This is a genomic window from Priestia sp. SIMBA_032 (assembly GCF_046535215.1).
GTDB classification, from domain to species: Bacteria; Bacillota; Bacilli; order Bacillales; family Bacillaceae_H; genus Priestia; species Priestia aryabhattai.
The window spans coordinates 1-536 of the sequence record NZ_JAWRXD010000098.1 but is presented as its reverse complement, the minus strand read 5'-3'; the positions used below and the strand labels follow the sequence as shown (position 1 = coordinate 536).

1 protein-coding gene is annotated in these 536 nt (G+C 74.1%); it reads left to right on the top strand.

Annotation, left to right across the window (positions count from 1 at the left end):
- Positions 1 to 458: aldo/keto reductase (locus SB717_RS33475; RefSeq protein ID WP_410907107.1), on the top strand; the 458-nt coding region annotated here is incomplete at its 5' end.
- Positions 459 to 536 lie beyond the last annotated feature (78 nt).

Sequence of the window (536 nt, the reverse complement as noted above, 5' to 3'; positions counted from 1 at the left end):
CGGCGATGCTGACACGTTTCGTCGAGCAGACGGATGTCGACGTGGTGATGGTCGCCGGCCGGTTCACCCTGCTCGACCAGTCCGCGGCCGACGACCTGCTGCCGCTGGCTGAGTCGCGGGGCGTCGGCGTGGTCGCGGCGGCCGTCTACAACTCGGGCCTGCTGAGCAGCCCAGCGGTCGACGCCGGCGCGAAGTTCGACTACGGCCAGGCGCCGGCCGACGTGATCGAGCGAGCCCGACGCATCGCGGAGGTGTGCACGCGCCACGGCGTGGAGCTGCCGGAGGCCGCCGTGCAGTACCCGCTCCGTCATCCGGCCGTCACCTCGGTCGTCACCGGGATGCGGACCGCTGACCACGTGACGAGCACCGTCGCGCGGTACCGCGCCGACATCCCCGCCGACCTCTGGCGCGAGCTCCACGAGACGGGACTCGCGCCCGATCCCGCCCGCGCCCGCTGAGCGCTCGGGCTAGCCCTGGGCGGCTCGGCGGCGACGGGCCAGCAGCCACAGCGCGGCGCCGAGGATGATGGCGACCGC